Source organism: Pseudomonas sp., from assembly GCF_050739655.1.
Classification (GTDB): domain Bacteria; phylum Pseudomonadota; class Gammaproteobacteria; order Pseudomonadales; family Pseudomonadaceae; genus Aquipseudomonas.
The window spans coordinates 1-1,117 of the sequence record NZ_JBOIBY010000082.1; the positions used below are offsets into that span (position 1 = coordinate 1).

General features: G+C 51.7%; 1 protein-coding gene and 1 pseudogene. Both read left to right on the top strand.

Translation table 11 applies throughout. The features are described 5' to 3' along the window. On the top strand, positions 1 to 643 hold a 643-nt coding region (locus ACRESJ_RS04605), incomplete at its 5' end, for a glycine betaine ABC transporter substrate-binding protein (protein WP_431756841.1). A 349-nt stretch (positions 644 to 992) separates the two neighbouring features. Further along, positions 993 to 1,117, top strand: a pseudogene (locus ACRESJ_RS04610) (alanine--glyoxylate aminotransferase family protein); the annotation flags it as partial.

The window sequence follows — 1,117 nt, forward strand, 5'->3', positions numbered from 1 at the left end:
GATTCAGACCGTGCGAGTGAACCTCACGGGCGCAAAATTTACCTTGGCGGTTCCGCGATACGTCTATGAGCAAGGTGTAAAAAGCTATGCTGACCTGGACACTTACAAATCAAAGTTTGGCGGGAAAATCTATGGAGTAGAGCCAGGCGGAAACAAACCGATCCAGAACCTCATCGCGGATAACGCGTATAACCTGGGCAGCTGGAGCCTGGTTGAGTCCAGTGAGAAGGGCATGCTGACACAAGTCGGCAGGCAAATCAGAAAGAACGACTGGATCGTGTTTCTGGGCTGGGCACCTCACCCAATGAACAAGAATATTGAACTGGAATATTTGTCAGGTGGCGACAAGTACTATGGAGAAAATTTTGGTGCATCGTCGGTGCGTACCGATGTGCGTACGGGATACTTGGACGAATGCCCTAACGTGGGCCAGCTTCTGAAGAATCTGGAGTTTTCCATCGATGCCGAAAACACCATGATGGACTACGTGATCAATGGTGGCCTTGACCCACGCTCTGCGGTAAAAAAATGGCTGAGTGCCCATCCCGAATGGCTTGATAGAACGTTGCTTGATGTTCAAACAGTGGAAGGTCAACCTGGGATCGCGGCGGTAAAGTCTTATATGGATACTGCGTCCAAATAGACGACACTTCTCAACAAATTGAATCTCCCCGGGCTCTATAGACCGGGAGCATCCTTATCAGCGCAGCGCCTAGGCCCCATGTGCTAGGCGCGAGCGGCGTATCGATCCGGCTACCGCCCAACCGCAATGTCCAATAATGAATTCCCCTTGGGGTTTCAAACACTTTTGAACCTTTAAGCCCCCCCTCCCACAACTCAGCAGCGACCTGCGAGCATTGCTACGTCCAGTAATCGACCTGATGATGCCAGCCGCTCGACAGAAGTCGCAATTCAATCCCGAGCAATCTTGTCATTTGCCAAGGCTTAGGGCAGGGTCGATACCACTGAGATCCCTGCCAAAGGAGTCACCCATGTCAAAGCTATATCCCAGTATCGATCCCGAGGGGCTGGTCGAGTACTCAGTGGTCTACACCGACCGCTCGCTCAACCACATGTCGCAGTCATTTCAAGGCGTGATGAAGAACATTTCCAAGAC